Raw genomic sequence first — 21,657 nt, 5'->3', positions numbered from 1 at the left:
TCTTCAGAACAGAAATTTCTCCGGTGCGGCAAAACCCGGAAGTACGACCATCTCCAGATCGGTGAGGCTGGCCAAACCCAGAATGCCCGCCACCATACGACCACCGCACAAACGTGTGACGCCCCGTTCGACGATACCCGTCACGACGCGTGCGCCATCGGCAAGCTGCTGAACGAGCGCGGCGGGCACTTCCTCTACCGCGCCGTCGATGAACAGCACATCATAAGGCGCGCCAGCAGGCGCACCTGCGTTCAGTTGGCCGCGCACCACGGTCACGCCGGACACGCTGATCTCCGGCCCGCCTTCTTCCTCCACCGCCGTTACCTGCGCGCCCAGATTGGCCAACAGCGCCGCGCTGTATCCGGTGGCGGCACCGATCAGCAGAACCCTGTCGCCCTCGCCGATCTGCGCTTCCTTAAGCAGGCGCCCGATGACCAGCGGCGGATTGAGCGAACGCCCCCCAGCCAGCGGGATCGGACGGTCGATATAGGTCATGGCGCGCCGCTCGGCCGGCACGAAATCCTCGCGCGCCACATGCGCCATCGCCGCGATCACACGCTGATCGTCCACATCGCTGGTGCGAAGCTGGCTTTCGACCATAGCGGTCCGCATCGATGAAAAATTCTGCTCGGTCACGACAATTCCTCGATTGGGAAGGCTTGTATGAAAGCTGTATTATTAATGCAATACAGCAAATACATAATCGGACCTCTAAAACAGCAGACAGGCCACGCCAAGCGGCTTTACACGCACGGCGCCGAGATTCTTTGGAAGAATCTTGCCGGACAATATCACAGGCCCGCTTGACTTTGCATCAAAAGCCGCACATTTGCGGCGTCCCACGCCGAGGCCCGATGGCGGAGTGGTGACGCAGCGGACTGCAAATCCGTATACGCCGGTTCGATTCCGGCTCGGGCCTCCATTTCAGCTTCCGGCTTGGTCCACAAATTCGCGTGGCTTGGACGCCGTTCAGGCGATCAGGCGCCACCCCACTACCACCAGCACCGCCGCCAGCAAGGGCTGAAGCACCCGGTCCGACGTGCGCGTCGCGAGGAGTGATCCGATCACGATGCCCGGCAGCGATCCCGCCAGCAGATTGACCAGCAGCACCGGGTTGACGTTGCCGATCCACAAATGGCCCAGCCCCGCCACCAGCGTCAGAGGCACGGCATGCACGATATCGGTCGCCACCAGCCGCTGCATTCGCATCCGCAAGGGATAGAGCGCCAGCAGCAGCGTCGCGCCGATCGCACCCGCCCCGATCGAGGTGAGCGTCACCATGGCACCCAGCAGCGCGCCGGCCGCGACCGTCAGCGCGGGCTGCCAACGGGTGAAACGATCGGCCGTCCCCACTCGGCGCGCCAACGCCCATTTATGGAAACGGCCACGCAGCAGGGTCGCGACCGCCGTGCCGATCAGCACGACGCCCAACGCTGCCGTCACCACGCCGGCCTTTATTTGACCCACATGCATTTGCGACAGGATCGCCAGCACGATCAGCGCCGCGGGAATGCTGCCGATCATCAGTCGCTTTACGACCTCATAATCGGGGCCGCCATCGGCACCGCCATGATGATGATGCACGGCGCCGCCCACCGCCTTGGTGATGGATGCGAACCAAAGGTCTGTTCCCACCGCCGTGGTCGGCGCGACGCCGAACAGCAGGATCAGGATCGGCGCCATCAGCGACCCGCCTCCTACGCCCGTCATGCCGACCATCAGGCCGACAAACAGGCCCGCGACCGCGTGCAACCAATCCATATCTGCCCCAAAATCTGTCACATGAGTTATTCGGCAAACGTTTAGAAGGCAAAATCCGTGACAGCCAGCCCCCTTATGGATTGGAAATTTATCGCAACCAAAACAATTGCTGTCCGCGCATTGCGGCACGCGATCCTCTCGACTTACCTTCCCTACCCCGTTTAAGACTAAGCCCATGATGAAGCTGTTCATTGGCAACAAGGCCTATTCGAGCTGGTCGCTGCGCGGCTGGCTGGCGTGCAAGCTCTCCGGCCTTCCCTTCGAGGAAGTGGTGGTCCCCCTCTATGACGAGGCGTGGGAGAAACGGCGCGAGGGCGACGAATTCGCGCCTTCTTCGGGCAAGGTGCCCATTCTCTGGGACGGGGAGGATGTCGTCGTCTGGGACAGCCTGGCCATCGTCGAATATCTGAACGAGAAGTCGGGCGGCGACAAATTCTGGCCCGCGGACATCGCCGCGCGCGCCATGGCCCGCTCCATGGCGGCGGAAATGCACTCCAGCTTCGCGGCCCTGCGTCGCGAGCACAGCATGAACATCCGCCAGATCTACGCGCCGGTCCCGCCGTCAGAAGCGGTGGCGCAGGATATCTCGCGCATCATGCAGCTCTGGGCGCAGGCCCGCGCCCGCTATGGCGGTGAGGGAGAGTTTCTGTTCGGAGAGTTCAGTGCGGTCGATGTAATGTTCGCGCCGGTGGTGACGCGTTTCATCACCTATCAACTGCCCGTTGCCCGCTTTGCCGATGCCTATATGCGGGCGGTGATCAACCATGTCTGGATGCAGGAATGGATCGGCGGCGCTCAGGCCGAAGAATGGGTGATCGACCGCTTCGAGGGTCAGCCCCAGTCGGTCTGAGCGGAGGGTGTGGAGGTAGCCGATCATTCGCCCCCACCCCGCCCAAAAAAAGCCCGGCGCTCCCGTGGAGCGCCGGGCTTTTTATCGCAAGATCGCGCGGCTCAGATCAGCCGACGATTTCTTCCGGCTTGAAGAAATAGGCGATCTCGATCGCGGCATTTTCCTCGCTGTCCGAACCATGGACCGAATTGGCTTCGATCGATTCGGCATAGTCCTTGCGGATGGTGCCTTCGTCGGCATTGGCCGGGTTGGTGGCACCCATGATGTCGCGGTTGCGCTTCACGGCGTCTTCGCCTTCCAGAACCTGCACGACCACCGGGCCGGAGATCATGAAGGCGACCAGATCCGCGAAGAAGGGACGCTCCTTGTGCACCGCGTAGAAGCCCTCGGCCTGCTCGCGGCTCATGCGGATGCGCTTGGAGGCGACGACGCGCAGGCCTGCCTCTTCCAGCTTCTGCGTCACGGCGCCCGTCAGGTTGCGGCGCGTCGCGTCGGGCTTGATGATCGAAAAGGTGCGGGTCACAGCCATGAGGCTCAAAAGCTCCAGATTGTTTGGGATAAGTTGGCGCGCCCTTTAGACCGGGCCGAAGCCTATCGCAAGGGGAGTCGGGCAGAAGCCCGGATTTACGGTCCCTGGACCCATTTGCGCCCTTCCTGACGCCAGAAACGGGGCGTTACCCCCTCCCGCCTGGACAGTTCGCGCCAGCTGGACCGCGCGCCTTCGATGCTCTGCGCATCGAAAAAATAGAAAACGCGCTCGTAATCCAGCGCTTCCTCCCGCCACAGTCCGTCCGCCAACGCGACATGCCGTGCACCGTTGGCGACCAGATCTACAGCCGGGCACTCCTGCGCCAGCAGCACTGGCTGCACCGATTCGGCTCCCTCGCCCGCACGGCCATGAGCCAGAAAGCTCTCCTGCGGCCCGGCCCAAAGACCAGCGGAGATTCGCTCCAGCCGCTCCGGCTCCTGCGCGACCACCAGCAGCCGTTCCCCCAATTCAAGAATGCGGCCCGCAATGGCGGGCAGCACCAGCTCAACGGGATCGCGGCTCAACTGATAGAAATCGACCTGCATCAGCCCTCAAACTTGTCGGCGACCAGCCGGTCGAGCAGCCGCACGCCATATCCTGTCGCCCCCTTGTCCCAAGTCGCGCCGGGCTTGTCCGCCCAGACCATGCCCGCAATGTCGAGATGCGCCCATTTGACGCCATCATCGACGAAGCGCTTGATGAACTGCGCAGCGGTAATCGACCCGGCATAGCGCGGTCCGATATTCTTCATGTCGGCAATCGGGCTGTCGATCAGCTTGTTATAGGCGTCGGAAAGCGGGAAGCGCCACAGCTGTTCGCCCGACGCCTTGCCCGCGGCGATCAGATCGTCGGCCAGCCCATCGTCATTGGAAAAGATACCCGCATATTCATTGCCCAGCGACACGATCATCGCCCCGGTCAGGGTGGCAAGGTCGACGATCACCTCCGGCGCATAGGTCTTCTGCGCCCAGGTGATGACATCGCACAGCACCAGACGGCCCTCGGCGTCAGTGTTCAGCACCTCGATCGTCTGGCCCGACATGGAGGTGACGATGTCGCCCGGCCGCTGCGCATTGCCGTCGGGCATATTCTCGACCAGACCGCAAATGCCGACCACGCGGACCTTCGCCTTGCGCCCGGCCAGCGCCTTGATCGCGCCCGCCACGGCCCCGGCGCCGCCCATGTCCCACTTCATGTCTTCCATGCCAGCGCCGGGCTTGAGCGAGATGCCGCCCGTGTCGAAGGTCACCCCCTTGCCGACGAAGACCAGCGGCTTTCCGGCAGCGCCGTTGGTGCCGTCCCATTCCATGGCCAGCAGGCGCGGCTCGCGCGCCGAACCCTGCGCCACGCCGAGCAGCGATCCCATCCCCAGCTCGGTCATCGCCGTCTTGTCGAGCACGGTGATCCTGACGCCCAGCTCGGTCAGATGCTGGCACCGCTCGACGAAGCTTTCCGGATAAAGGATGTTCGCCGGTTCCGACACCAGCTCGCGGGTGAAGGCCACGCCCGCCGCCACCGCAGCCTGCTTTTCCCACGCGGCTCCGGCATCAGCCGACACCAGCGTAATCTTCGCCAGCGTCGGCTTCGCCTTTTCCGGCTGGCGCGTGCGATAGCTGTCGATCCGCCAGCCGCGCAGCAGCGCGCCCAGCGCCAGGGCCGCGGCCTTCTCTCCGTTCGCGCCGCCGAAAAATTCGACCGCCGCATGCGTAGCGCCGCTGGTCGACAGGCGCGCCGTCAGCGCGCTGCCCGCGCGCTCATAATCGGCATCGTTGCCTGATCCCGTGCCCACCAGCACCACGCGCAGCACCTTGCCGCCCTCCTCCACGAAGCTCTCGAAGCTCGAGCCCGCCTCACCCGTGAAGCGCGCCGCTCCGGCCCCGGCCGCCAGTACCGGCGCTGCGGCCAGCGGCAGCGCATCAAAGCCGCCCTTGGGCACGGCGAATACCAACGTGTCGGCATCGGGACGCATCGGGCTGAACGCGATTTCCATCAAAGGTCCTTCATTTCCTGCAAAAGCTTATATCTTCAGCCCGGTAGATAGTGCGGCTTACCCTGTCTGGCAAAGCCGTTCGGCTGATTTTCCCGCAAAAGACATGCCCCAGACGATTGCGGCGCGGGCCAAGCAGTGCGATAGGCGGGAAACAAAGCGCCCCTGAAGAGGCCCCACCTTTGCAGATTTCCCTTATCTCCTTGCGTTTCAAACAGGTCCTTTTTGCCGGCGCGGCCCTTCCGTGCCTCGCGGCGCCCTTTCATGCCGCCGCACAGCAGCTCAACGAACCGCAAACCACCATCAGCGCCCCCGACGCGCCGGTGCCGGAAACGGACGAGCAGATCGGCTTTGCCGCCGATGCGCTGGAATATGACAGCAACAGCGAAATCGTGACCGCCAGCGGCAATGTGCAGCTGCTGCGCGAGGGCAACCGGATGCGCGCCGACAGGGTGGTGTGGAACCGCACCACCGGAAAGGTCGAGGCGACGGGCAATGTGTCCGTCACCGATCCGGAGGGCAATATCGCTTATGGCGACCGTTTCGACGTCACCGATTCCCTTCAGGACGGCATGGTGCAGAACATGCTGCTCGTCCTGCAATCGGGGGGACGCCTTGCCGCCGCGAGCGGCGAGCGCAGGAATGGCGTCTACACGCTGCGCAAGGCCGCCTATACCGGCTGCGTAGTGGAGGACAGCAAGGGATGTCCCAAGGAACCGACCTGGCAGATCAAGGCGGTCAAGGTCGTCTATGATCCGGTCAAGGCCCGCGTCAAATATACCAATGCCAGCGTCGAGCTGTTCGGCCTGCCGCTGATCCCTATGCCGGGCTTTTCCCATCCGGTGGGCGACAATGGCGGCAGCGGCCTGCTGGTCCCGAACCTGCGCTATGACCGCAATAACGGGTTCGAAATCGCGCTGCCCTATTATCTGAAGCTCGCGCCCAACCGCGACCTTACCCTCACGCCGCATGTCTACACCGACACGCTGCCGATGCTGGAAGCCAACTACCGCCATTTGTGGGATCGCGGCGCCTATCAGATCACCGGCTATGCGACCTATGGCAGCCGGCTTGCCACCAGCAGCGCCTCCACCACGCCGGCCGGGTCGGAGAAGGATTTCCGCGGCTACCTGGACGCAAGCGGCGCGCTGCAACTGTCTCCTGAATGGAGCGTCAGCGGATCGATCCGGGCAACGACCGACCGCACCTTCCTGCGCCGCTACGACATCAGCAATGACGACCGGCTGCGCTCGACCATCAATGCGCAGCGGATCGGAGAGAACAGCTATCTGTCGATCGCGGGCTGGGCGGTGCAAACGCTGCGCACCGGCGATTCGCAGGGGCAGATGCCGATCGCGCTGCCCGTCATCGACTATCGCCTGCGGATGAAGGACCCATGGCTGGGCGGCGTCGCCCAGTTCCAGCTCAACAGCCTCGCCCTGACCCGCACGCATGGCCAGGACACGCAGCGCGCCTTCGCCGCGTTCGAATGGAATTTGCGCAAGCTGACCGCCATGGGCCAGGAAGTCACCTTCACAACCTATCTGCGCGGCGACGTCTATCACAGCAGCGCCAACGCGCTGAGCACCGTGGCCAGCTATGCCGGAGATCCGGGCTGGAAGGCGCGGGGCATCGCCGCGGCGGCGATGGACGTGCGCTGGCCCTTCATGGGCGAGGCGTTCGGGGGCATGCAACGCATAGCCCCCCGCGTGCAGATCGTGGCGGCGCCGAAGATCGCCAATCTCTCCGTCCCCAATGAGGACGCCCGTGCCATCGATCTGGAGGACAGCAACCTCTTCGCGCTCAACCGCTTTTCCGGCTATGACAGGTTCGAGGATTCCTCCCGCGTCACCTATGGCCTTGAATACAGCCTCTCGCTGCCCAACGTCTCGCTCGAAAGCGTGGTCGGGCAAAGCTATCGCCTCAATTCCCGCGAAAGCATCCTGCCCGACGGCACCGGCCTGTCCGATCGGCTGTCCGACATCGTCGGCCGCACCACCGTCCGCTATAAGGACTTCATCAGCTTCACCCACCGCTTCCGGCTGGACAAGGACAAGCTCTCCGTCCGCCGCAACGAAATCGACGCGACGATCGGCAGCAAGAGGACCTATGCCATGGTCGGCTATCTGCGCCTCAACCGCAATGCGGACCTCAATCTGGAGGATTTGCAGGATCGGGAGGAATTGCGGCTGGGCGGGCGGGTCCAGTTCGCGCGCTTCTGGTCGGTCTTCGGTTCGACCGTCATCGACCTGACCGACGCGAAGGAGGACCCGCTGAGCGCCGCCGACGGTTACGAGCCGGTCCGCCATCGGCTGGGCATCGCTTATGAGGATGACTGCCTGACGCTCGGCCTCACCTGGAAGCGCGACTATCAGGTGCTGGGCGATGCGCGAAAGGGCAACAGCTTCCAGCTTCGGCTGGCTTTTCGCAATATTGGCATATAAGGATCAGCCTTCCCGCTTCCTGCTCAGGGCCGGTTAAGGCGGATCGGCGCATCTCGTGCCGAACCGATTGGAGAGTTTTGTCGACGATGCAGCCTGTGGTTTCCCCGTTCCCCCGCATTGGCCCCCGCCTCGGTTGCGCCGCCCGCAAGGGCCTTCGCACCCTGCTTCTGTCCTCGGCACTTCTGGCATCGGGCCTCAACGGCGTCTGCGCGCAGACGGTGGGGGATGACGACGCCGTTGCCACCCAGCAGCTCAACCTGCCGAAGGACGTCACCGTCTTCGGCAAGGGCGATCCCAACGTCCGCAAGGCGACCGCCATCGTCAACGGCCGCATCATCACCGGCACGGACGTCGACCAGCGCCTGGCCCTCATCATCACCGCCAATGGCGGCAAGGTGTCGGATGAGGAAAAGGAAAGGCTGCGCGTGCAGGTGCTGCGCAACCTGATCGACGAAACGCTCCAGATTCAGGAAGCCGCAGCCAACGACATCAAGGTGGACAAGGCGGAAATCGACCAGAGCTATGAGCGGGTGGCGGCCAATTTCCGCCAGTCCCCCACGCAATTCGATCAATATCTGCGACAGCAGGGCTCTTCTTCGGCCAGCATCAAGCGCCAGATCGAGGGTGAACTGGCCTGGAGCCGCCTGCTCCGCCGCAACATCCAGCCCTTCGTCAACGTGTCGGAGGATGAGGTAAAGTCGGTAGTCGACCGCATGAACGCGGCCAAGGGCAGCGACGAATTCCGCATCGGCGAAATCTATCTGTCGGCGACACCCGAAAACCAGCAGCAGATCGTCGCCAACGCGCGCAACATCATCGACCAGATCAAGCAGGGCGGCAGCTTCGCCGCCTATGCCCGCCAGTTTTCCGAAGCGTCGACCGCTGCGGTCGGCGGCGATCTGGGCTGGGTCCGTCCCGCCCAGTTGCCCGACGAGCTGGCGCAGGCGGCAACCGAAATGCAGGTCGGCCAGATCGCCGGCCCCATCGGCGTACCGGGCGGCGTGTCGATCATCTATGTGATGGACAAGCGCAAGGTGCTGACCGCCGATCCGCGCGATGCGCTGCTCAGCCTCAAACAATTGTCCGTCGCCTTCCCGACGGGCACCACCAAGGAACAGGCCAGTGCCCGCGCCGCCACCTTCGCTGCCCAGACCAAGGCAATCAAGGGCTGCGGACAGGCCAATGAGCTGGGCGCGAAAATGGGCGCCGACGTGGTCGACAACGACAATGTGAAGCTGCGCGACCTGCCGCCGCAATTGCAGGACATCCTGCTCAACCTTCAGGTCGGCGAAGCGACGCCGCCCTTCGGATCGATCAGCGACGGCGTGCGCGTGCTGGTCGTCTGCGGCCGTGACGAAGCCAGCGCCGCCGCCGCGCCCAACGCCGAACAGATCATGGCGCAGATGGAGGAGGAGCGGGTCAACAAGCGCGCCCGCATCTATCTGCGAGATCTCCGCCGCGATGCCGTTATCGACTATAACTGATCCGGCCGCCTTGCCGCCCTTCGCCGTTTCGCTGGGCGATCCGGCGGGCATTGGCCCGGAAATCGTCGCCAAAAGCTGGGTCATGCGCGAAGCCCGCGGCCTACCGCCTTTTTTCGCGGTGGGGGACGCGGCTTCGCTGCGCGCCGTCTGGCTCGGCCCGATCGAAACCGTCAGCACGCCGGAAGAGGCCGTGGCGGCGTTCGACACCGCCCTGCCCTGCCTTCAGGTCGCGGACGCGGGCGAGATCATACCCGGCGCGCCCAGCATAGACGGCGCCCGCACCGCCTTTCAGGCGCTGGAAGTCGCAGTGGGCCTCGCCCGCAGCGGATCGGCGGCGGGCATCGTCACGGCTCCAGTGGGCAAGGAACAGCTTTACGGCGTGGGCTTCACCCATCCGGGACAGACCGAATTCATCGCCGAACGCTGCGGCGTCGCGCCGCATAATGCGGTGATGATGCTGGCCGGACCATCGCTGAAGGTCGTGCCCATCACCATCCATATTCCGCTGGCCGATGTGCCCTCGGTGCTGACGATCGACCTTATCCGCGCCCGCGCGATCACGGCCGCCAAAGGGCTTCAGCGCAATTTCGGGATCGGCCGCCCCCGTCTGGTCGTCGCTGGCCTGAACCCTCACGCCGGCGAAGGCGGCGCGCTGGGCCGGGAGGAAATAGACATTATCCGCCCCGCCGTGGAATCGCTTCAGGCGGAAGGCTATGACATTCAGGGCCCCCTCGCCGCCGACGGCCTGTTCCACACCCGCGCCCGCGAAACCTATGACGCGGCGCTTTGCATGTATCATGATCAGGCGCTGATCCCGATCAAGACGCTGAGTTTCGACGACGGCGTCAACATCACGCTGGGCCTGCCGATCGTTCGCACCTCGCCCGATCATGGCACCGCCTTCGGTCTGGCAGGCAAGGCCAGCGCCAATCCCGGCGCGATGATGGCCGCCATCAAGATGGCCGCCGAAGCCTCCCGCGCCCGGCTTACCCATGGTTGCTGACACACGCCCCAAACTCCCGCCGCTAAGAGACGTCATCGCCGCCCACGGGCTTCAGGCGAGCAAGGCGCTCGGGCAGAATTTCCTGCTCGACGAGCAGTTGCTCGATCGCATCGCCGCCATTCCCGGCCCGCTTCGGGACCAACAGGCTTTCGAGGTCGGCCCCGGTCCCGGCGGCCTGACCCGCGCCATCCTGCGCGCAGGCGCGAAGCTGGTGGCGGTCGAACGCGACCATCGCTGTCTCCCCGCGCTGGCCGAACTGAATGAAGCCTTTCCCGGCCAGCTGCGCGTCATATCGGGGGACGCCATGCAGGTCGACGCCCGCGCCGAGGCCGGCGAAGGCGCGCACATCATCGCCAACCTCCCCTATAATGTCGGCACCGCGCTGCTGATCGGCTGGCTTTCGGCGGACTGGACTCCGCTGCCCTGGTGGTCGACGCTCACGCTCATGTTCCAGATGGAGGTCGCCGAACGCATCGTGGCGAAGCCCGGCGGCGATCATTATGGCCGCCTCGCCGTCCTCGCCCAGTGGCGCAGCGACGCCCGCATCGCGATGAAGGTCCACCGCAGCGCCTTCACTCCGCCCCCCAAGGTCATGTCGGCGGTCGTCCACATCACGCCCAAGGCAGCGCCCGACGGCGTCCAGCTCAAGCATCTCGAACGGCTGACTGCGGCGGCTTTCGGCCAGCGCCGCAAGATGCTGCGCCAGAGCCTCAAGGGCCTGCCCGGCGCGCTGGACGCGCTGGAAGTCGTCGGCATCGACCCGCAGCGCCGGGCCGAAACCGTCAGCGTGGAGGAATTTGTCGCAACCGCGCGGGTCCTGGGCCGTTCCTGACGGATCGCCAGACAAGGGAACCGCCCGCATGCCCGGCTTGCGCTACCTGACTTTGCTCGCAGCTCTCATGACGACGCCGGCTCAGGCGCAATTGCGCGATCTCTGCCCTGAACGCCCCGGTCTGGACACGCCGCCCTGCATCGTCGACGCGGGCCATCTGCAAATCGAGACCGGTCTGGCCGATTGGACCCGCGACCAGACGAAGGATCAGCGATCGACGATCCTCACGCTGGGGGACAGCGAGTTGCGCTACGGTCTCGACAGCCGGACGGAGCTGCGCGCCGCCTGGACCGCCTATATATGGCAGCATGACATCGATCGCCTGAGCGGTGCGCGCAGCCATGCCTCCGGCACCGGCGACCTCAGCCTGGGGATCAAGCGCGCTCTGATCAATCCGGGCGGCGATGCGCTGTCCCTCGCCGCGCTCGCCATGGTGACGCTCCCCACCGGCAGTTCCGCGGTCAGCGATGGCGACTGGAGCGCCAGCTTCCAGCTGCCATTCAGCTACGCCCTGACCGATAGCCTCAGCCTGATCGCGACCCCGGAAGTCGACGCCGCCGCCGACGGGGACGGCCATGGCCGCCATCTGGTCTATGGCAGCGCAGGCGGCCTGTCCGCCGACCTTGGCGAGCGGTGGAACGCCTCGCTGGAAATGCAGATTATCCGGGAAGACGACCCGCAAGAGCGATCGACGCAGGCACTCAGCTCCGTCTCTTTTGCGTTCAAGCCCGATCCGTCGCTGATGCTGGACGCCGGCGCCAATTTCGGCCTGAACCATGCCACCCCGGACGCGGAGCTTTATATCGGCCTTTCCCGCCGCTTCTGAAAAAGATTCAGGGCGTTTCGGTCGCCGCCGCCTTGGGCGCCGGCACCGCATCCTTGGCGCTCAGCACGGTCGCGGGCGGCCCCTTTTCGATCGCCGCCGCCAGCTTGCCCACGGCGGCGCAATTGGCCTTGCACGCGCTTTGCGCCTGGGCCAGATTTTCCTTCGCCTTGGCGATCGCGCCCTTTTCGACCATCGCCTCACCCTGGCCGACCAGCGCGGCGACGTCGTTGGGTTCCAGCAACAGCGCCTCGCGATAGAGGCGGATCGCCTTGCCCTGCAATCCCTGCGCCCGCGCCACTTCGGCCAGTTCGATATAGGCCGTGCGGTTGCGCGGATCGACCGCCAGCGCGCTTTCCAGCGCATCGGTCGCACCCTGATAATTGCCCGCCTTGCGCGCCGTCTCCCCCGCCTTCTGCCATTCCATCGACAGCGGCGAGATCTGCGAATCCGGCCGCTGCGACAGCCCAGCGCTGGAAACGACGGTCAGCACGGCTGCAAGGGCAATCGAAGCGGGGGTAAAACGCATGCACAACTCCAGCCATGTTTCAGGCGATGATTCCGGGCCAAATCCGGACGGGCAAGTGTCGCGATTTTGCGGGCGCTTGTCCATGGCCTCTTTCACGGCGCCCTTCGCAGCCGCGCAAAGAAAAAGCCGTCCGTGCCGTCATGTCCCGGCGTCAGCAGCAGGCCGCCGCCATGGGCGCGCCCCATGCCGGGGTCGATCGCCTCGACCTGCCAGCCGTCATGTCGTTCCATAAATGCCCGCACCTGATCCCGCCCCTCCCGGTCCGTCAGCGCGCAGGTAGCATAGATCAACGCGCCGCCGGGGGCCAGCAGGGGCGCCGCAAAATCGAGGATGCGCGCCTGTTCCATGACCAGCCGGTCCAGCCGCGCCGGGGTCAGCCGCCAGCGCGCCTCCGGATTGCGCCGCCATGTGCCGGTGCCCGAACAGGGCGCATCGACCAGCACAACGTCGGCGCGGTCCGCCAGACTGGCCAGCGCCCCCGCCTCATGCCCCTGATCCAGCAGCAGCGTCTCGATAAAGGTCGCCCCCGCCCGTTCGGCCCGCGGATCGAGCCGCGCCAGCCGCGACCGGATGGTGTCGGCCGCGATCAGCGTCCCTCTGCCCGCCATGGCCGCCGCCAGCGCCAGCGTCTTGCCACCCGCCCCTGCGCACAGGTCGATGATGGTCATGCCCGGCTGCGCCGCGCAGGCAAGCGAGATCAGCTGGCTTCCGGCATCCTGCACCTCGACCAGCCCCTGTTTCCAGGCGTCGCTCTGCTCGACCGGAAAACCCTCCGGCAAGCGCAGGGCATCGGGCAGGCGCGCCAGCGCCTCCGCTTCCGGAAACAGCGGCGCGACTTTCGCCGGATCGGCCTTCAGCCGGTTGACGCGCAGGTCGACCGGAGCGCGCCCCAGTAAGGCCTCCTGCTCCACCGGCTCTGCAAGCAACGGTTGCAGCCAGCCCGGCACGATCCCGGCCCCCGCCCCCGCTTCGCCGGGCGCGATCGGCACCGGTCCATGGACCGATCCGTCGAACAGCGCCGCCAGATCGCCCCGCTCCCGCGCCAGCCCCACCATGGCCGCCCGTCCGCTCTCCGGCCGCTCGGCCACGCGGCGCACCGCGTCATAGACGTGGTCGCGCACCGCCCGGCGGTCCCGCGACCCGGCATAGCGCCGTTCCTTGAAATAACGGGCGATCAGCGTGTCGGCCGCCGGGCCGCCATCCCGCGCCGACGCGATGATGGCATCGAGCAATTCGATCGCGGCCTGCACCCGCGCCGCCGGCGTCACGACAGGACGCCCTTAGCGGGTCGGATAGTTGGGCGCTTCCCGGGTGATGGTGACGTCATGGACATGGCTTTCCGAAAGCCCCGCATTGGTGATCTGGACGAAGCGGGCGCGCTCCTGGAGATCCTTGATCGTGCGGCTGCCGGTATAGCCCATGGCCGCCTTCACACCGCCGACGAGCTGATGGATGACGTCCTTCGCCGGCCCCTTGAACGGCACCTGCCCTTCAATGCCTTCGGGCACCAGCTTCATCTGGTCCTTGATGTCCGCCTGGAAATAGCGGTCGGCGGAGCCGCGCGCCATGGCGCCGACGCTGCCCATGCCGCGATAGCTCTTATAAGCGCGGCCCTGATAGAGGAAGGTTTCGCCCGGCGCTTCCGCCGTGCCCGCCAGCAGCGACCCGACCATGACGCACCCCGCGCCCGCCGCCAGCGCCTTGGCGACGTCGCCCGACGTGCGCAGACCGCCATCCGCGATCACCGGCACGCCCTGCTTCGCAGCCTCCTCGGCCGAATCCATGACGGCGGTAAGCTGCGGCACGCCGACGCCCGCAACGACGCGGGTGGTGCAGATCGACCCTGGCCCGATGCCGACCTTCACGCAGTCGGCGCCTGCGCCGATCAGCGCCTTGGTAGCTTCGGCGGTGGCGACATTGCCCGCCACCACCTGCACATGGTTGGACAGCTTCTTCACCGCTTCCACCGCGACGGCGACCTGCCTGCTGTGACCATGGGCGGTGTCGATGACGATCAGGTCGCATTCCGCGTCGATCAGCGCCTTGCTGCGCTCCAGACCCTTGTCGCCGACCGTGGATGCCGCCGCCACGCGCAGGCGGCCCGACGCATCCTTGGTCGCCTGCGGATAGGTGACGGCCTTTTCGATATCCTTGACGGTGATGAGGCCCACACAATGATAATTGTCGTCCACCACCAACAGCTTTTCGATCCGGCGCTGATGCAGCAGACGCATCGCTTCATCCTGGCCCACACCCGTTTTCACGGTGGCGAGATTGTCATGCGTCATCAGTTCGCTGACCGGCTGGGCGGGATTTTCCGCAAAGCGCACGTCGCGATTGGTGAGGATGCCGACCAGCTTGCCCGAAGCCTCGACCACCGGAATGCCGCTGATCTTGTGGCGAGCCATCAGCATCTGGGCATCGGCAAGCGTCGCATTGGGGGTGATGGTGATGGGATTGACCACCATGCCGCTCTCGAAACGCTTGACCGCGCGCACCGCGTCCGCCTGTTCCTCGACCGACAGGTTTCGGTGCAACACGCCAATCCCTCCCAACTGCGCCATGACGATCGCCATGTCGGCCTCAGTCACCGTGTCCATCGCGGACGAGAGGATCGGGATGTTGAGCCTGATCGCCTTGGTTACATAAGTGCTGGTATCTGCCTGGCTGGGCAGCACATCGGATTCGGCGGGCTGCAACAGCACGTCGTCAAAGGTGAGGCCGAGGCGGATATCCATGTGAAAGCCACTTTCTGCTGCGCGGGTCATGCGGGGGCATAGCATGATCGCTGGGGGATTCGTGGCGGCCCATGTAACCATTAAGCGCGAAAACGGCCAGACCCCTTGGGGCATTTTATTGCGTGCCAAGCGTGGATGCCGCCAGCACGCCTCGCTTCCGGTTTCTGCGGCGCTTACCGCGCGCCATCCTCACCCGCAAGACGATCAAGCCACGCCTGCGCCTGCCGGGGTTCCCCAGGGGCATGCGCGCTGACCGGTCCGCGCGCGGCGAGAAACTGCTGTTGGAGTTCGAAAGGCTCCATCATCAGCTGCCGACGCAGGTCATCGACCTCGTTGCCGATTTCCGCGAGATGGGCAAGGGTCGGCGCTACAGCAGCGCGGGCTGCACGATCGCCATCATTATGCCCGAACAGGCCCCATTTGCCCGACGTCGCAACCTGCAAGGCAGCCAGCAGCGCAGCCCGATAGTCCGCCTCCAGCTCCAGACGACGGGCATCCATGCGTTCAAGGCGGTCAGCTTTGGCCATGCGCGCTGCCATATCGCAGCATGGCAAGGGGCGCAATCGCAACACCTTCCCGCCGGGCGGAACGAAAAGGGCGCCACCTCACGGCAGCGCCCCCTCCTGACATCTAACGTCAAATCAGACGCCAGCGGGTGTCGGCTCTCCGAACGGCCCCTTGCGGCGCCGCGTCTTGGGGATGGAGGAACCCGCTGCCGGGATGATCGAAGGCTTGATCGTCGTGCCGTCGTCGCGGGTGATTTCACCCTTGTCGAGCAACGTCTTGATCTCTTCCCCCGAAAGCGTCTCATATTCCAGCATCGCATTGGCCAGCAGGTGCAACTGATCCTCATGGCTCTTCAGAATTTCCTGCGCCCGCGCATAGCCCTGCTCGACCAGACCGCGAATTTCCTTGTCGATCAGCTTCGCCGTCTCGTCCGACATGTGGACCCGCTGGCTCTGCGAATAGCCGAGGAAGGTTTCGCCCTGCTGCTCCTCATATTGCAGCGGGCCGAGCTTGTCCGACATGCCCCACTGGGTGACCATGTCGCGCGCCAGCTTGGTAGCATATTGAATGTCACCCGAAGCGCCCGACGACACTTTGTCATGGCCGAAGATGATCTCCTCGGCGACGCGGCCACCCATGGCAACGGCCATGTTCGCGTGCATCTTGTCGCGATGGTAGCTGTAGCTGTCCCGCTCCGGCAGACGCATCACCATGCCCAGCGCACGGCCGCGGGGGATGATCGTGGCCTTGTGGATGGGGTCCGACGCCGGTTCATGGACAGCGACGATGGCATGGCCTGCCTCGTGATAGGCGGTCATCTTCTTCTCATCGTCGGTCATGACCATGGAACGGCGCTCGCTGCCCATCATGACCTTGTCCTTGGCTGCCTCGAACTCGTCCATGGCGACCAGACGCTTGCCCCGCCGCGCCGCCATCAGCGCCGCTTCGTTGACCAGGTTGGCAAGATCAGCACCCGAGAAGCCCGGCGTGCCGCGCGCGATGGTGCGCGGATTGACGTCTGGCGCCAGCGGCACCTTCTTCATATGGACGGCCAGGATCTTTTCGCGGCCCTCGATATCCGGGCGGGGCACGACCACCTGGCGGTCGAAGCGGCCCGGACGCAGCAAAGCGGGGTCCAGCACATCGGGACGGTTGGTCGCCGCGACGATGATGATGCCCTCATTCGCCTCGAAGCCGTCCATCTCGACCAGCAGCTGGTTCAGCGTCTGCTCGCGCTCGTCATTGCCGTTGCCCAGGCCCGCGCCGCGATGACGGCCGACCGCGTCGATTTCGTCGATGAAGACGATACAGGGCGCATTCTTCTTGGCCTGCTCGAACATGTCGCGCACGCGGCTCGCGCCGACGCCCACGAACATCTCGACAAAGTCCGAACCCGAAATGGTGAAGAAGGGAACGCCCGCCTCGCCTGCAATGGCACGCGCCAGCAGCGTCTTGCCCGTACCCGGAGAGCCGACCAGCAGCGCCCCCTTGGGGATCTTGCCGCCCAGCCGCGCAAATTTGCTCGGGTCTTTCAGGAACTCGACGATCTCCTGCAATTCCTCGCGCGCTTCATCGATGCCGGCGACGTCGTCAAAGGTCACCTTGCCATGCTTTTCGGTCAGCAGCTTGGCCTTGGACTTGCCAAAGCCCATAGCGCCACCGGCGCCGCCGCCCTTCTGCATCTGGCGCAGCACGAAGAAGGCTATCCCCAAGATCAGCAGGAACGGCAGCGACTGGTAGATAAGGATCATCCAGAAGCTCGGCTGCTCCTCGGCCTGCCCCGAATATTTGACATTATAGTCGTCCAGCAGCCCGGTCAGCCCCGGATCGTTCACCGGAACGGTGCTGAACTTCTGGCCGCTGGTCAGCGTGCCGGTGATCCGGTCGGTGGCGACGGCAACGTCCTTGACCTGCCCTTCCTGCACCTTGGCACGGAATTCGGAATAGGCGATCCCGGTCCCGGCGGTCGACGCGGTGCGGCTGTCGAACATCGAGACGAACAGCAGGAGGGCGACAATCACCCCCGCCCAAATCATCGCGCTCTTGATCCAGGGATTACCCTGCGGGTCTTTCTCGTCGTTCATTCACCACTCTCTTTCACCCCGCAAGATAGGAACGCGCCGCGAAATCGCAAGCAGCACTCTCTCCGCCGGGTGGAATCAGCCCCCGACAAATTGCGAAAGGGCGATATAGGCCAATATCACCGACACCCCGGCGGAAATGCCGCACAACAGATAGCCGGTATACAGCAGCATCGGTGGATGCGGCAGCGCCAGGCGCCGGTTCCGCTGAGCCACCGAAAGAATGACGCTGGCCAGCAAGCCATAGGTCAGTGCCGCAAATTCCATCATGAATCGAAAATTCCCACGCTCAACCGGCTTCATTAACCAGCATAGGCATTAAAAAAAGGTCATCTCGCCCTTTTAAATCGACGGATTGCGGGATTCCCGCGATGGTCCGTGGAACCTTTCCGTAACGACCGTCATTGCCCCATTTCACTGCCATCGCCGCGGGGGAGCGATCCTCATGCTCCAGCGCGCGCCCCCTTTGAGCACCGCACGACCCAGGCTGACCTTTTCGCCCTGACGCGCCGCGGCGATCGCACGGTCCAGCGCGTCCCCTCTCGGCACGCCGGCATCGGGCAGCAAGCGGACTATCATCCGCAGCACGAGACGGCGGAGCAATTCCCGCGGGAAATCGGCGCGGTCCAGCACCAGCCCTTCGCCGTCGACATGCACATGGCGCGCCTCCAGCCCCTCGACCATCCAGTCCAGCGCCTCCTCGGCCTCCGCCAGCGCCGCCGCACTGCGTCCTGCCGCCCCGACATCGATCCAATCCACTTGCGACAGCGCCTTCCGCAGCGCCGCCCGATCGAAGCGCGGATCGCCGTTCGTAGGGTCCAGGGCAAAAGGTAGCCCCCTTGCCCGCGCATAGTACAGCAAATCCGCCTTGCGCGCGCCTAGCAGGGGCCGCAACACCATGCCCTGCCGCGCCCGCACGCCAGCCAGTCCGCCGACACCCGCCCCGCGATTGAGCCGCATCAACAGCGTCTCCAGCTGGTCATCGGCATGATGCGCCGTCAGCAGCCAGTCCAGACCCCGCTCGATCCGCCAGCGCTCCAGCAAGCGATAGCGCTGGGTTCGCGCCCAGCTCTGCACATTGCCCCGAACCGCGCCTTCCGGGTGCAGCGTCGCATGGGCAATCCCCGCCTGCCCGCACCAGCGCGCCACCATCGCGGCCTCCGCCGCGGACGCCTCTCGCAACCCATGGTCGACCGTGGCCGCCTCGACGCGGCCCGGAAAGGCCCGCGCCGCCAGATCAAGCAGCACCATGCTGTCAGGCCCGCCCGACACGGCCACGCCGAACCGGGCACTGACGGCATCCCGCGCCAGCGCCGCGACGGCCAGTTTCACTATCGTTTCGAGATCACCCGCAACCATGCGGCCGTCAGGCGCCGCACTTGGCCCGCGTCCGGCCACGGTCCATCATGCCGCGCAACCCGGTCGACAGGGTGGCGCCATAGACCTGCTCCAGTTCCGCATAGACCTTGCATGCGTCTGCGGGCTTCTTGAGCTGGAGCAGCGCCTCGCCCAGATAAGCCAGGCTGTCGGGCGCTCTATCGCCCTTGGGCCGCTTCTGGTAATTTTCATAGAAGGCCACCGACGCCAGCGCGGGCTTGCCATCGTCCAGATAGGCGCGCCCCAACAGGTTCGCCGCCTTGCTCGCCACGGAAGAGGCGGCATATTTGTCGACCGTCACCTTCAACTGCGCCTGCGCTTCGGGATAGAATTTCGCGTCCCACAACCGGAAGCCGTAAGTATAGGCGTCGTCGGCATCATTACCGGTCGAGGGCCGTTCGATTGCGGCGACCGCCGTCTTGCGCTCATCGCTCGCGCCCGCGCTGGCGGCAGGTCTCGGCGCGGCAGGCCGGGCCGGAGCGGGCGCCGGATCAGCCGCAGTCGTGCCTGGCCGCACCGCTGGCGGCACCACGACCTGCGCGGCGCGGCTTTCCTGCTCCGCCTTGTAGCGGTTGAACGCATCCTCCAACTGCTTCAGCTTGAAGCTGTTTTCCTCCACCTGCCCGGTGATCGATGCAAGCTGCGACTCCAGCGCGTTAACCCGCGCCGTCAGGTCCGCCACCGGCGTCGAAGACGGCGATCCCGGCATCACCTGCGGCGTGGCAGGGCGAGTGATCTCCGCCTCCAGCGGCGCACCTGCGGGAAATACCTTGCGCTGCACGGCGCGCATTTCCTTTTCGAGCCGGTCCACCCGCACATCGACGCTGACATTCTGCGCTCCTGCGGACGGAGCAAGCGCCAGCAGCGCCAAGGCTGTGGCTGCGAAAAAGGCGTTACGCATGTTTATCCCCGACTTCACTTAGGCCCTTAACCATAGGGCGATATTCCGCACGGTAAAGCGCGACGTAAATGGCTGACGGCTGAACCGATCCCCCCGGATCGCGTCAATTGCCCGCGGCCGGTGCCGAAGCCGGGACCGAGGGAGCGGGCGCAGGTGCAGCGGTTTCCGGCGCGGCCGCGCCAGCCGCGCCGGAAACCGGAACCGGAGCAAGCGCAGCGCGGGCCAGCAGCGCTTCGGCACTGACCGGCACATCGGAAATGGTGCGATCCGGCGGCCCCAGCGGCGCAATCGCCTTGCCGCCCACGGTCACGGTCAGCGCCTGCGGCCGGCCGGTCAGGATCATCGGATTTTTGGCACTGGCGGGAAGGGTGAAATTCTCGCCCTTCTTCATCAACCCGTCCTTCAGACGTTCGCCCGCCTCGTCGTAGATACGCAGCCAAACATCGTCATTGGCGGTAAACACCACCGTCTGCACCACCGGCGTTGCGGGCCGCGCGCCCGCCGGCTGGGGCGCGGCGGGTGCAGTCGTCGCGGCCTGCTGCGCCGCGATTTCTTCGCCTGTCGGCGGGGTCAGCAACTGGGTCCGCCACACCGCAAAGCCCGCCACGAGGACGACCACGATCGCCGCTGTGGTCCACGCCAGCACGCGGGAGGGCACCCTGGCTGGATCGGCGGGTTCGAAAGCCTCATAGCGATTGGCGCCCAGATCGCTGTTATGCACGGCACTGCGCACATCCGCGGCGATCGCCACCTCATCGACATCGATGGCGCGGGCATAGGCGCGAGCGAAACCGACCGCATAGGGAATGCCCGGCAGCGCGGCATAATCGTCCCGCTCGATCGCCTCCAGCTGGCGCTGGGCAATGCGGGTGCGGGTGGCGACATCCTGTATCGACAGGCCCTGCGCCTCCCGTGCCGCGCGCAGCCGCGCGCCGGGGGTGCCCTGCCGTTCCGGCGCCGCGACGCCGGGGTCCTGTTCCGCTTCTTCTGCCATGCTGCTCCGCGATCCTTGAAGGCCGGTCTTGTCTCATTCCGGGACGGGGATTGTCAACGCCGCCCCGGCTTCAAAACGCGCCGGGACCGATCATCTATCCCCTTAATTCAATTCGATACCCTGCTCGCCCGCCCATTTGGTCAGCGCCGCGCGGATATCTATCACACCCTTGTCCAGCAACGCGCGCATCAGCGCCCGCAACTCTGCGGCGTCAAGCGACCGGATCATCGCCTTGACCGGCCCGACCGAGGCCGGGGTGATGGACAGGCGCCTGACGCCCAACCCCACCAGCGCCATCGCCTCCAGCGTTCGCCCGCCCATTTCGCCGCAGACGCCGACCGGCACCTCATAGGCTTCGCAGGTCCGCACCACCCGGTCAAGGAAGCGCAGAATAGCGATGCTGAGCCAGTCATAACGCTCCGCCAGCTTGGGATGGGCGCGATCGGCGGCAAAGAGAAACTGGGTCAGATCATTGGTGCCGATCGACAGGAAATCGAGCCGGGGCAGCAACAGGTCCAGCACTTCAGCCAGCGCGGGCACTTCCAGCATCGCGCCATAACGCACGGCGACGGGCAGCTTCTTCTTCTGCGACTGAAGCCATTCGCGCTGATGCTCGACCAGCGCCTTGGCCTGCTCATATTCCCACGGTTCGGACACCATCGGGAACATGACGTGCAGCACCTTGCCCGCCGCCGCCTCCAGCAAGGCGCGGGCCTGCGCCTTCATCAATCCGTCGCGGTCCAGCGCCAGCCGCAATGCGCGCCAGCCCATGGCCGGATTATCCTCCAGCTCCTCATCATCGTCGCGCTGCATATAG

General features: G+C 65.3%; 21 protein-coding genes and 1 tRNA gene. 7 read left to right on the top strand and 15 right to left on the bottom strand.

Features of this window, described 5'->3' with window-relative positions:
• Positions 1-3: 3 nt before the first annotated feature.
• Positions 4-636, bottom strand: a complete 633-nt coding sequence (locus ACFC3J_RS13260; protein WP_375196637.1) for a protein-L-isoaspartate O-methyltransferase — start codon at positions 634-636, stop codon at positions 4-6.
• Positions 637-848: 212 nt separating this feature from the next.
• On the opposite strand from ACFC3J_RS13260, the gene ACFC3J_RS13255 reads away from it, so the two are divergent.
• A tRNA-Cys gene (locus ACFC3J_RS13255) sits at positions 849-922 on the top strand.
• A 47-nt stretch (positions 923-969) separates the two neighbouring features.
• On the opposite strand, the gene ACFC3J_RS13250 is transcribed toward ACFC3J_RS13255, so the two are convergent.
• The gene (locus tag ACFC3J_RS13250) at positions 970-1,761 is read right to left on the bottom strand and encodes a sulfite exporter TauE/SafE family protein (protein WP_375196636.1); all 792 of its coding nucleotides are present in this window, start codon (positions 1,759-1,761) and stop codon (positions 970-972) included.
• Positions 1,762-1,936: 175 nt separating this feature from the next.
• Between ACFC3J_RS13250 and ACFC3J_RS13245 the strand changes: the two genes are divergently transcribed.
• Positions 1,937-2,611, top strand: a complete 675-nt coding sequence (locus ACFC3J_RS13245; protein ID WP_375196635.1) for a glutathione S-transferase family protein — start codon at positions 1,937-1,939, stop codon at positions 2,609-2,611.
• A 106-nt stretch (positions 2,612-2,717) separates the two neighbouring features.
• Here the strand turns inward: ACFC3J_RS13245 and ndk are convergent, their stop codons facing one another.
• From ndk to ACFC3J_RS13230, 3 genes are all read right to left on the bottom strand, one after another.
• A complete protein-coding gene (gene ndk, locus ACFC3J_RS13240) occupies positions 2,718-3,140 on the bottom strand; it encodes a nucleoside-diphosphate kinase (RefSeq protein ID WP_192665728.1) in 423 nt (140 codons plus the stop codon).
• Positions 3,141-3,235: 95 nt separating this feature from the next.
• A complete protein-coding gene (locus ACFC3J_RS13235; protein WP_375196634.1) occupies positions 3,236-3,685 on the bottom strand; it encodes a DNA polymerase III subunit chi in 450 nt (149 codons plus the stop codon).
• Complete coding sequence (locus ACFC3J_RS13230; protein WP_375196633.1) at positions 3,685-5,130, bottom strand: leucyl aminopeptidase; 1,446 nt, start codon at positions 5,128-5,130, stop codon at positions 3,685-3,687. The genes ACFC3J_RS13235 and ACFC3J_RS13230 overlap by 1 nt, the downstream gene beginning before the upstream one ends.
• 179 nt (positions 5,131-5,309) lie before the next feature.
• On the opposite strand from ACFC3J_RS13230, the gene ACFC3J_RS13225 reads away from it, so the two are divergent.
• The 5 genes from ACFC3J_RS13225 to ACFC3J_RS13205 all read left to right on the top strand — a co-directional run bounded on the left by ACFC3J_RS13225 (position 5,310) and on the right by ACFC3J_RS13205 (position 11,716).
• Positions 5,310-7,571, top strand: a complete 2,262-nt coding sequence (locus tag ACFC3J_RS13225; RefSeq protein ID WP_375196632.1) for an LPS-assembly protein LptD — start codon at positions 5,310-5,312, stop codon at positions 7,569-7,571.
• An 86-nt stretch (positions 7,572-7,657) separates the two neighbouring features.
• Positions 7,658-9,055 (top strand): peptidylprolyl isomerase, encoded by a 1,398-nt coding sequence (locus ACFC3J_RS13220; protein WP_375196631.1) that lies wholly within the window; start codon positions 7,658-7,660, stop codon positions 9,053-9,055.
• Positions 9,033-10,058, top strand: coding sequence for a 4-hydroxythreonine-4-phosphate dehydrogenase PdxA (pdxA, locus tag ACFC3J_RS13215; protein ID WP_375196630.1), 1,026 nt, complete (start codon positions 9,033-9,035; stop codon positions 10,056-10,058). Before ACFC3J_RS13220 ends, pdxA begins: the two co-directional genes overlap by 23 nt.
• On the top strand, positions 10,048-10,890 hold the full coding sequence (gene rsmA, locus ACFC3J_RS13210) for a 16S rRNA (adenine(1518)-N(6)/adenine(1519)-N(6))-dimethyltransferase RsmA (protein WP_375196629.1): 843 nt from the start codon (positions 10,048-10,050) through the stop codon (positions 10,888-10,890). The genes pdxA and rsmA overlap by 11 nt, the downstream gene beginning before the upstream one ends.
• Positions 10,891-10,918: 28 nt before the next feature.
• Positions 10,919-11,716 carry a transporter gene (locus tag ACFC3J_RS13205; protein WP_375196628.1) on the top strand — a complete coding sequence of 266 codons (798 nt, stop codon included), beginning with the start codon at positions 10,919-10,921 and terminating at the stop codon, positions 11,714-11,716.
• Positions 11,717-11,723: 7 nt separating this feature from the next.
• On the opposite strand, the gene ACFC3J_RS13200 is transcribed toward ACFC3J_RS13205, so the two are convergent.
• From ACFC3J_RS13200 to ACFC3J_RS13155, 10 genes are all read right to left on the bottom strand, one after another.
• Entirely contained in the window at positions 11,724-12,242 is a 519-nt protein-coding gene (locus ACFC3J_RS13200) for a tetratricopeptide repeat protein (RefSeq protein ID WP_375196627.1), read from the bottom strand.
• A gap of 92 nt (positions 12,243-12,334) precedes the next feature.
• Positions 12,335-13,510: an RsmB/NOP family class I SAM-dependent RNA methyltransferase gene (locus tag ACFC3J_RS13195; protein ID WP_375196626.1), complete on the bottom strand. Its 1,176-nt coding sequence runs from the start codon at positions 13,508-13,510 to the stop codon at positions 12,335-12,337.
• A gap of 12 nt (positions 13,511-13,522) precedes the next feature.
• Positions 13,523-14,980 (bottom strand): IMP dehydrogenase, encoded by a 1,458-nt coding sequence (gene guaB, locus ACFC3J_RS13190; RefSeq protein ID WP_375196644.1) that lies wholly within the window; start codon positions 14,978-14,980, stop codon positions 13,523-13,525.
• Between the two features lie 173 nt (positions 14,981-15,153).
• A complete protein-coding gene (locus ACFC3J_RS13185) occupies positions 15,154-15,507 on the bottom strand; it encodes a hypothetical protein (RefSeq protein ID WP_375196625.1) in 354 nt (117 codons plus the stop codon).
• 114 nt (positions 15,508-15,621) lie between these two features.
• On the bottom strand, positions 15,622-17,571 hold the full coding sequence (gene ftsH, locus ACFC3J_RS13180; RefSeq protein ID WP_375196624.1) for an ATP-dependent zinc metalloprotease FtsH: 1,950 nt from the start codon (positions 17,569-17,571) through the stop codon (positions 15,622-15,624).
• 75 nt (positions 17,572-17,646) lie between these two features.
• Positions 17,647-17,838: a hypothetical protein gene (locus tag ACFC3J_RS13175; RefSeq protein ID WP_375196623.1), complete on the bottom strand. Its 192-nt coding sequence runs from the start codon at positions 17,836-17,838 to the stop codon at positions 17,647-17,649.
• A 144-nt stretch (positions 17,839-17,982) separates the two neighbouring features.
• Positions 17,983-18,927 carry a tRNA lysidine(34) synthetase TilS gene (tilS, locus tag ACFC3J_RS13170; protein WP_375196622.1) on the bottom strand — a complete coding sequence of 315 codons (945 nt, stop codon included), beginning with the start codon at positions 18,925-18,927 and terminating at the stop codon, positions 17,983-17,985.
• Between the two features lie 7 nt (positions 18,928-18,934).
• Positions 18,935-19,846, bottom strand: coding sequence for a tol-pal system YbgF family protein (locus ACFC3J_RS13165; RefSeq protein ID WP_375196621.1), 912 nt, complete (start codon positions 19,844-19,846; stop codon positions 18,935-18,937).
• 103 nt (positions 19,847-19,949) lie between these two features.
• Complete coding sequence (locus ACFC3J_RS13160; protein ID WP_375196620.1) at positions 19,950-20,840, bottom strand: helix-turn-helix domain-containing protein; 891 nt, start codon at positions 20,838-20,840, stop codon at positions 19,950-19,952.
• Between the two features lie 102 nt (positions 20,841-20,942).
• Positions 20,943-21,657: putative PEP-binding protein (locus ACFC3J_RS13155; RefSeq protein WP_375196619.1), on the bottom strand; the 715-nt coding region annotated here is incomplete at its 5' end.

Origin of the sequence: Sphingobium sp. (assembly GCF_041987595.1) — a bacterium.
Lineage (GTDB): Bacteria > Pseudomonadota > Alphaproteobacteria > Sphingomonadales > Sphingomonadaceae > Sphingobium.
The sequence above is the reverse complement of the archived record's forward strand: the minus strand, read 5'-3'. Positions and strand labels throughout refer to the sequence as shown.

Bases quoted from the DNA above. Each gene is read 5' to 3' on its own strand.
- ACFC3J_RS13250 (WP_375196636.1), bottom strand. From the start codon at position 1,761: ATGGATTGGTTGCACGCGGTCGCGGGCCTGTTTGTCGGCCTGATGGTC.
- ACFC3J_RS13245 (WP_375196635.1), top strand. From the start codon at position 1,937: ATGATGAAGCTGTTCATTGGCAACAAGGCCTATTCGAGCTGGTCGCTG.
- ndk (WP_192665728.1), bottom strand. From the start codon at position 3,140: ATGGCTGTGACCCGCACCTTTTCGATCATCAAGCCCGACGCGACGCGC.
- ACFC3J_RS13235 (WP_375196634.1), bottom strand. From the start codon at position 3,685: ATGCAGGTCGATTTCTATCAGTTGAGCCGCGATCCCGTTGAGCTGGTG.
- ACFC3J_RS13230 (WP_375196633.1), bottom strand. From the start codon at position 5,130: ATGGAAATCGCGTTCAGCCCGATGCGTCCCGATGCCGACACGTTGGTA.
- ACFC3J_RS13220 (WP_375196631.1), top strand. From the start codon at position 7,658: ATGCAGCCTGTGGTTTCCCCGTTCCCCCGCATTGGCCCCCGCCTCGGT.
- pdxA (WP_375196630.1), top strand. From the start codon at position 9,033: ATGCCGTTATCGACTATAACTGATCCGGCCGCCTTGCCGCCCTTCGCC.
- rsmA (WP_375196629.1), top strand. From the start codon at position 10,048: ATGGTTGCTGACACACGCCCCAAACTCCCGCCGCTAAGAGACGTCATC.
- ACFC3J_RS13205 (WP_375196628.1), top strand. From the start codon at position 10,919: ATGCCCGGCTTGCGCTACCTGACTTTGCTCGCAGCTCTCATGACGACG.
- ACFC3J_RS13200 (WP_375196627.1), bottom strand. From the start codon at position 12,242: ATGCGTTTTACCCCCGCTTCGATTGCCCTTGCAGCCGTGCTGACCGTC.
- guaB (WP_375196644.1), bottom strand. From the start codon at position 14,980: ATGGATATCCGCCTCGGCCTCACCTTTGACGACGTGCTGTTGCAGCCC.
- ACFC3J_RS13185 (WP_375196625.1), bottom strand. From the start codon at position 15,507: ATGGCCAAAGCTGACCGCCTTGAACGCATGGATGCCCGTCGTCTGGAG.
- ftsH (WP_375196624.1), bottom strand. From the start codon at position 17,571: ATGAACGACGAGAAAGACCCGCAGGGTAATCCCTGGATCAAGAGCGCG.
- ACFC3J_RS13175 (WP_375196623.1), bottom strand. From the start codon at position 17,838: ATGATGGAATTTGCGGCACTGACCTATGGCTTGCTGGCCAGCGTCATT.
- tilS (WP_375196622.1), bottom strand. From the start codon at position 18,927: ATGGTTGCGGGTGATCTCGAAACGATAGTGAAACTGGCCGTCGCGGCG.
- ACFC3J_RS13165 (WP_375196621.1), bottom strand. From the start codon at position 19,846: ATGCGTAACGCCTTTTTCGCAGCCACAGCCTTGGCGCTGCTGGCGCTT.
- ACFC3J_RS13160 (WP_375196620.1), bottom strand. From the start codon at position 20,840: ATGGCAGAAGAAGCGGAACAGGACCCCGGCGTCGCGGCGCCGGAACGG.